Raw genomic sequence first — 8,263 nt, 5'->3', positions numbered from 1 at the left:
TCGGTCATCTCGGCGCTGCCGTTCACCTTGTAGCGCATCGATGTTTCTCTGCCTACGCCGGGCCCGACCAAGGGCCTGGGATGCTCTCAAGAAACCCAACCAGGTTTCTTAGCCGCGCCTGCCCGCCTGCGGGCTAATACTGCTCACGAGGAGGGGTGGCGCGAAGCGCCGGGGTGGTGTGGTTTTCGATCGTGGACCACCCCGTCCGCGACATCGTCGCGTCCCGCCCCTCTTTGGTAAGGAGGGATTTACAGCAGCGGGCGAGGTAGCGATGCCTTGATCGTCGCTTCGCCGCTCAACCGCGCTTGTCCGCGGCGACAGGCAAGCCGTCGCTCGGACTCCCGCGGTTGAAGAGCTTCGCGATGAACGGCCAGAGCCAGACGGCGACGGCCGCAGCCATCAGCGTGGTGGCGATGGGGCGCGTGAAGAAAATCGTCAGGTCACCCTCGGACATCTTCAGCGATTGTCGCATCGATACCTCGACGTAGCCGCCGAGCACCAGCCCGAGCGCGAGCGGTGCGAGCGGATACTCGAGTTTGTTGGCGAAATAGCCGACGAGTCCGAAGGACAGCATGATCCACAGATCGAGCATGCTGTAGTTGACGCTGTAGACACCCACCAGGCAGAAAATCGCGATCAGGGGCGCGAGCACCGTGTAGGGAATGCGCAGCAGGGCGACGAACACGGGCACGAAAGCAATGTTGAGCACCAGCAGCATCGCATTGCCGATGTACATCGAGGCGATCAGGCCCCAGACGAAGTCGGGATTCTTGGTGAAGAGCAGCGGCCCCGGCTGCAGGTTGAACAACGTGAGCACGCCGAGCATGACGGCCGTGGTGCCCGATCCCGGGATGCCGAGGGTGAGGAGTGGAATCATCGCGCCTCCGGTGGAGGCGTTGTTGGCCGCTTCCGGTGCGGCGACCCCTTCGATGATCCCGGTTCCGAACTTTTCCGGCCGCTTCGACATCTTCTTCTCGGCCGCGTAGGCGAGAAAGGTCGCGATCGTGGCCCCCGCTCCGGGCAGGATGCCGATGGCGAAGCCGATGATGCTGCCGCGCACGATCGGCATGGCGCTGTCCTTCAGATCCTGGCGCGTGATCAGCATCTCGCGCAGGCGCGTTTTCATGATCTCGATCTTCGTCGGCCGTTCGATCATCGCGAGCACCGACCCCAACCCGAACATGCCGACCGCGATCGGGAGAAATCCGACGCCGTCCATGAGCTCGAGATGGCCGGCGGTGAAGCGCGGCACGCCGCCCATTGGATCGAGCCCGATGGTGGCGATCGCCAGGCCGGTCAGGCCCATCGCGTAGCCTTTTGCCCGCGATTTGCCGGTGAGGCCGGTGATGGCCGAGAGCCCAAGCAGCATCAGCGCGAAGTACTCCGGCGGTCCGAAGCTCAGCGCGGCCTCCGCCAGGGGCGGCGCCAGCAGCGTCAGCATGACGACGCTGAAGGTGCCGGCGACGAACGATCCGATCGCGGCGATGGTGAGCGCGGGACCGGCGCGGCCCTGCTTTGCCATGACGTTGCCGTCCAGGCAGGTCATGATCGACGAGGATTCGCCGGGCACGTTCATGAGCACCGAAGTGATCGTGCCCCCGTACATGCAGCCGTAATACACGCCGCACATGAGGATCATGGCACCCGTCGGGTCCATGCCGAACGCGAGCGGGATCAGGATCGACAGCCCGGCTACGGGACCGATGCCGGGCAGCGCGCCGATCAGGGTGCCGATGGTCACACCCACCGTGACGAACAACAGGTTGATCGGGGCGAGCGCGATGGAAAAGCCGAGGCTCAGGTGATGGAGCAGATCCATGTCGTCGGGGTTCCCTTTGTTCGGCTCGGCGGCCTGCCTCTTATGCGGCGGATCGGTGCGCTCACTCGGTCAACGACAGCACGCCCATGGGCAGCGGTACGCCGAGCCATACCACGAACACCAGGTGGAGCACGACGGCGGCAACGATCGGCACGCCGATGAGCTTCGGCCACGCGCGCACCCCGAGCGAGAACATGAGGCAGGCGATGAAAAGCGACGCGGTCAGCACGAAGCCAAGCGGCTCGAGCACGTACAGGGCCGCCGCGAGACTGCCGAGCATGACCGCGATCTGGATCCAGCCGGGACGCTGCGGCCACTCGATGCGCTCGGCATGGACGAGGGCAGGACGAAATGCCTTCGCCGTGAGGATCACGCCCGTGGTCACGATGCCGATTCCCAGCCACAGGGGAAGGAAACCGGGCCCCGGCACATTCTCCACGGTGTATTCGAGCAGGTTGGCATAAAACAGCAGCAGGAGACCGGTTCCGAAGACCAGCGCGCCCGCAATCGCTTCGGCTTTGTTCATGGCCATCACGTCAGGTATCCCAAGCGTTGGCGGCAAGGCCCTTGGCTGCGGAAAAGCGCAGTCCGCACATCCTCCCGGTCTGCGCTTGGCCCGCACGCGAGGGCGAGCGGTGGACCTCAGAGCTTGCCCAGCGCCTTCAGGTTCTTTGTCAGCTGCGCGCGCTCGTCGGCAAGATATTTCGCGTAGTCCGCGCCGCCGAGGAACTTGACGGTCATCATGTTCTTTTGCGCGTATTCGGCCCAGCCCTTCGACTCGGTGATCTTGCGCATCATGTCGACCAGGAACTGCTCTTCCTGCTTGGAGATGCCCGCCGGTGCGAGCACGCCGCGCGTGGAGCGCGAAACGACGTCGTAGCCCAGTTCCTTCATGGTCGGCACGTCCTTCAGCGCCGGGATGCGGCTGTCGGAAAACACCACCAGGGGCACGAGCTTCCCGGCCTGCACGTAGCCGGCAAGCTCGTTCGGATTGCCGAGCGCCGCGTCGACGTGTCCGCCGAGGATCGCTGCGTTGACTTCGCCACCGCTCTTGAACGGGATGTAGTTGATCTTGACCTTGGCGGCGCTGTTGATCATGAGGGCGACGTTGGCATCCGAGCCGGCCGATCCCGTGCCGCCGACCTTGACCGAATTGGGATCCTTCATCAGCTTGTCGATCAGGTCCTTCATCGACTTCATGCCCGACTGCGGGTGCGTGGCCATCAATTGCGTGTCGACCAGCATCATGGCGATCGGCGTGAATGCCTCCGCTCCGACCTGCATCTGCTTCTGCACCAGCCCGTAGCTGAACGACTGGGTGGCGGTCGCAATCGTGTGCGCGTTGCCTTTGCGGGTTGCAAGATAAGTCCATCCCACCTGGCCCGAGGCGCCCGGCTTGTAGGTGATGTTCACCGGCTGCGGCGAGAGCTTTTCGTCGCTGATCGCCTTCTTCATGATCTCGGCCGTGATGCCGCTGCCGCCGCCCGGCGCGAACGGCACGATCAGCTCGATCGGCCGCGATGGAAACGATTTCTGCGCTTGTGCCTGCGGCGCGGCGATGGCGAGCGCGGCTGCGGCAAGGGTGATGCTGAATGCTGTGCGGGTCGACGTCATGACCACTTCTCCCTGATGTTCCAAAAAATAGGTGTGTGAATCTCGCGGTGTCGGCGCTATCCGCGTGTAATCGTCTTCGAGAGGGTCCACCTACTGGAATCGAGCTCACGCGGTGCCGCGGATTCGTTCGCGGCAGGTTCCCGATGCTATAGCGCATCGGGAAAAAAGGAAACCGCGAGTCCTCTTCAACTGGATATGAACATGAGTGCGGGGCGTGCCGCTCATTCGGTCGAGCGTGATCGGTTGCGGTATCGCTCGACGGGCGCATGATCGATGTATCGGTGGACGAATGGACCATCGTCGTGCTCGCGACTGCCGAAGCGTGCGCGCAGCTCGATACGCAGAAGCGCGCTGCGAGCGAGCGGAGTCTTTCCGGGTAGCAATACTCACACGCTGACCACCCCGGCGCTTCGCACCACCCCTCCTCGACGTTTCGAACCAGACCACCCCGGCGCTTCGCGCCACCCCTCCTCGACGAGGAGGGGAGGTTCAGGATCTCCCTCCTCGACGAGAAGAGGGACGCTCAAGATTTCCCCCCTCGACGAAGGGGGAGTCAAGTTCTCCCCTCCTCGTCGAGGAGGGGCTCGACGCGCTGTGCGCGGAGGGGGTGGTTCGAGAACGCGGAATTACACCCCAGCCCGTTGATTACACCACCACCCCGTCGGCTGCGCCGCCACCCCTCCTCGACGAGGAGGGGAAGTTCAAGATTTCCCCTCCTCGTCGAGGGAGGGGAAGGTCTACGAACCCCCGTCCGAGCGCAGCACCATCAGCGCATCGGCTGCTTTCACCCCGGTTGGAAGCACCATCAGCGGGTTGATGTCGAGCTCCGCGAGCTTGCCTTGGAGATGGACGGCCAGATGCGAAACGCGCACCAGCGTATCGGCGAGCGTATCGACATCGGCGGCAGGGCGGCCACGAAATCCCCGCAGCAGTTTCGCGCCCTTCACCTCGGCGATCATCTCGTGGGCTTGTGCACGCGTGATGGGGCAGTGGCGATGGGCGACGTCGTTGAAGACTTCGACCATGATCCCGCCGCTGCCGAAGAGCAACATGGGCCCGAGCTGGGCGTCGTAGGAGATGCCGACGATCACCTCGGCGGCGCCGGCCACCATTTCCTGCACCAGCACGCCGGCAACGGCCGCGTTCGGCGCGTGGGTGACGGCATTGGCCGTAATCTCGTCGTACGCCTTGCGCACCGCGTCCGCATCGCCGAGCCCGAGCCGGACCACGCCGGCCTCGGTCTTGTGCGCGATGTCGGGCGAATCGACCTTCAGCGCCACCGGATAGCCGAGCCGCTGCGCGGCGTCGACCGCCGCCTCCGCCGACTGGGCCACCACCTCGCGCGTGCCCGCGATACCCCACGCGGCCAGGACCTGCTTGCTTTCGCTCTCGGAAAGACCCGGCCTGCCCAACGCGCCCAGGCGCTCGATCATGTGCATCTGCTCCGGCGTGGGCGGCGCCACCTGCGCCTTCTCGCCTGCGAGCCTGCGATCGCGCCAGTCGTGATAGTCGAGCAGGGATTTGAGTCCGCCCGCGAGCTTGGCCGGTGTGTAGAAGATGGGAATGTCGGCGCTCTTTAGCTTCGCCAACGGACCCTTGTCGCCGCGGCTCGCGGTCCAGAAGAAAGCCACGTTCTTGTCGCTGCGGTCGCGCAGCTCGATCACCTGATCGACCTGGTTGCCGGCGCCTGCGCTCGCGACCACCAGCGTACCCACGTCCGGCTCGTCGATCATGTGCTGCATGATTTGCGGAAACTGCTCGCTGCGCGAGAACCCGGTGACATCGGCCGGATTCGCCGCCCAGCCGAATTCCTTCACGACCGCGTTGATGCCGTCGCGCGCCTTGTCGCTCAGCGGCGGCAGGTCCAGTCCCGCAAGCCCGCACATGTCGGCGGTCAGCGAGCTGATGCCGCCGGAATGCGACACCACGGCGATGCCGCGCCGCTTCGGCTTGCGCTGATGCGCGAGCAGGTGCGAGGTTTCGAGCAGGTCGTCGTAGTCCTGTACGCGGATGATGCCGTATTGCTCGAAGACGGCGTCGTACAACGCATCCGCTCCGGTCAGCGCGGCCGTGTGCGAGCGGGCGGCGCGCGCCCCGGATTCCGAGCGCCCGATCTTGATCAGAACGATCGGCTTGCCGCGCTCGGCCGCCATTTCGGCGACCGCGATCACCTTGCGCACGTCCTTGAAGCCTTCGACGAAGCCGGCGATCACGCGCGTATCCGGATCGTCGATGAGGTAGCGGGCAAAATCGGCGAATTCGAGGTCGGTCTCGTTGCCGGTGGAGATGATGTAAGACAGCCCGATGCCGCTATCCACGGCGCGTATCAGGAATGGGCCGAACGCTGTGGCGCCGCTCTGGCAGACGAGCCCGATCGGCCCGGTCAGGCCGCCGAGCGTACGCGAGGAAGCGGTCGGCCAGATATCGTTCTTCACGTTGGCGAGCCCGAGGCAGTTGGGGCCCGCCATGCGCATCCCGGACTCGCGCGCGAACGCGCCCACGCGCTGTTGCAATTCGAGCCGCGACTCGACCCCGCGCTCGGCGAAACCGGCGGAAATGACGATGGCGGAACCCGCGCCCTTGCGATGGCTCTCCTGCAGCACGTCGAGCACCTTGTCGTAGGGCACCACGATGCTCACCAGGTCGGGCGCTTCGGGCAATTCGCTCACGCTCGGATAGCACTTGACGCCCATGATTTCCGGATAGTTGGGGTTGACCGGATAGACGTTGACGCGATCCTTGGCCTTGAGCACCGCGTTGAACAGGCGTCCGCCGTAGCCGCCCTTGGGTGAAGCGCCCACGACGGCAATCGACTTGGGATTGAGCATCTTGTCGATCGAACGCAGTTGCGGTTCGGTCCAGAGATTCATGACGTGCCTTTCTGTCTGGATTGCGGTCGATTGCGCCCGGCGAACCTCCCGTGCACGCACGAGGGCAAGGCGGTTGCGGCAAATCGTGGGCCGATTATAAAGGGGCTGTTGCAGGGGTATCGCCTGCAAGCGGGCTTCGACCAAGCGGGCGAGGCTGAAGTTGCGTCGCCCACCCGGCCGAGTCCACTTCGCGAAACTGCAATGCCGCCCGGGCCGGCGCTCGCACCCGCGCCCGGGCATCAGGGTATATTCGCGCATCGCTTCGGGCCAAGCTCACTTTGCATTCATCTGCCGCGCGGCCGGCGCGCGGCGCAAGGCGACGATTCCGGCACGGCGAAAAGACAAGGACGGATCATGGATAGGACGACGGCTCAGTTGGTGGACTTTGCACTGCAATCGCAATACGCGGCGCTCTCGCCGCAGGCGGTGCACGAATGCAAGCGGCGCCTGATCGATACGCTCGGCTGCGCGCTCGGTGCGTTCGACGAGCCTTTGAGTGCGATGGCGCGCGCCGTCGCCAGTCGCAGCCAGGGCGACCCATCGGCCCGCATCTGGGGCAGCCGCGCGGCATCGACGCCTGAAAACGCCGCGTTCGCCAACGGCGTGATGTTGCGCCTCATGGACATCAGCGACACCTATCTCGGCAAGGCACGCGGCCATCCGAGCGACGTGACGGCCGCGGTGCTCGCCGCGGCCGATATCGCGCACGCCGATGGACGCGCGGTAATTGCGGCCAACGCGGCTGCGTATGACATCTACTGCAGCCTGTGCGATGCCCACGACTGGAACGCGCGAGGCTGGGACCAGCCGGTGTATGCAGTGCTCGCCGCCGTGGTCGGCGCCGGCAAGCTCCTCGACCTCGAGCGCGAACAGTTCGCCAATGCGATTGCTCTCGCGCTGGTGCCCAACATGGCGATGACGCAGACCCGGCGCGGGCCGTTGTCGAGCTGGAAGGGATGTGCAGGCGCCAATGCCGCGCGTAATGCCGTCTTCGCCGCCTTGCTTGCGCGCGACGGCTTCACCGGTCCGACCGCGATCTTCGAGGGCGAGGGCGGTTTGTTCGACATCGCCGGACAATTCGAATGGCATCTGCCCGACCCCGGTTGCATGGTCGGGCGTACGCACATCAAGACCTTGCCCGTTTGCTATCACGGCCAATCGGCAGTGCTGCTCGCTCTCGATATGCGCAAGCGCCTGCCGGTCGAGCGGGTGAAGGAGATTCGCGTCGAAGCGTACCGCACCGCGGTCGACATGATGGGCAACGACCCTTCGCGCTGGGCGCCGACCACGCATGAAACGGCCGATCACAGCTTACCCTATACGATAGCCATCGCTTTCCTCGATGGCGCGGTCACGGAGAGCTCGTTCGAGCGCGCGCGCTTTACCGACCCGCAAGTGGTCGCCCTGATGCAGAAGGTGAAGGTCGACGAGGATCCAGCCCTGACTGCGCTATATCCCGATGGCGCGCCGGGCCGGCTTACGGTTGTCATGGATTCGGGCGAGGTCGAAACGGCCGAGATGCGCTATCCGACCGGACACGCCAAGAGCGCCATCACCGATGCCGAAGTCGAGGAAAAGTTCTGCGGCATGCTCGAGAAGCGAAACATGCGTGGCGCATGTAGCGAAGTGCTCGGACGCCTATGGCAACTGGAGCAGGCGCGCGATGTGGGAGCCGAGGTCGTCGACCGGCTCGCCCGGCAGTAGCCGGGGCGCCTTCGGCCACTCCCTCAGTTGAAGATCAGCAGGGCGATCGCCAGGAAATACGCGAGCCAGAAATAGCCTGCGATCGTCGGGTGTCTTGGCAGCCGGACCAGCAATCGTTGGCGGCAGGTTTGCATGGCGAGTGACCATGGAATTTCGGATGCCCGAATGAGCGCATCCGGCATGCCCGGTGCATGTGCGCGCCCGGTCCACGATGTGGGTGCGCTCGGTGCGCGCTCCTACCAAACCTACCGCGGCC

At 65.0% G+C, this 8,263-nt stretch carries 5 protein-coding genes; 1 reads left to right on the top strand and 4 read right to left on the bottom strand.

Annotation, left to right across the window (positions count from 1 at the left end):
- Positions 1-295: 295 nt before the first annotated feature.
- From GEV05_06330 to GEV05_06315, 4 genes are all read right to left on the bottom strand, one after another.
- Positions 296-1,819 (bottom strand): tripartite tricarboxylate transporter permease, encoded by a 1,524-nt coding sequence (locus GEV05_06330; GenBank protein MPZ43006.1) that lies wholly within the window; start codon positions 1,817-1,819, stop codon positions 296-298.
- 61 nt (positions 1,820-1,880) lie between these two features.
- The gene (locus GEV05_06325) at positions 1,881-2,351 is read right to left on the bottom strand and encodes a hypothetical protein (protein MPZ43005.1); all 471 of its coding nucleotides are present in this window, start codon (positions 2,349-2,351) and stop codon (positions 1,881-1,883) included.
- 110 nt (positions 2,352-2,461) lie between these two features.
- Positions 2,462-3,433 carry a hypothetical protein gene (locus GEV05_06320; protein ID MPZ43004.1) on the bottom strand — a complete coding sequence of 324 codons (972 nt, stop codon included), beginning with the start codon at positions 3,431-3,433 and terminating at the stop codon, positions 2,462-2,464.
- A gap of 737 nt (positions 3,434-4,170) precedes the next feature.
- Complete coding sequence (locus GEV05_06315; GenBank protein ID MPZ43003.1) at positions 4,171-6,561, bottom strand: hypothetical protein; 2,391 nt, start codon at positions 6,559-6,561, stop codon at positions 4,171-4,173.
- Here GEV05_06315 and GEV05_06310 point away from each other — a divergent pair.
- Positions 6,505-8,007 (top strand): MmgE/PrpD family protein, encoded by a 1,503-nt coding sequence (locus GEV05_06310; GenBank protein MPZ43002.1) that lies wholly within the window; start codon positions 6,505-6,507, stop codon positions 8,005-8,007. The two genes, GEV05_06315 and GEV05_06310, sit on opposite strands and share 57 nt — an antisense overlap.
- Positions 8,008-8,263: the final 256 nt, after the last annotated feature.

The sequence above is a fragment of the Betaproteobacteria bacterium genome, from assembly GCA_009377585.1.
Taxonomy (GTDB): Bacteria; Pseudomonadota; Gammaproteobacteria; order Burkholderiales; family WYBJ01; genus WYBJ01.
The sequence above is the reverse complement of the archived record's forward strand: the minus strand, read 5'-3'. Positions and strand labels throughout refer to the sequence as shown.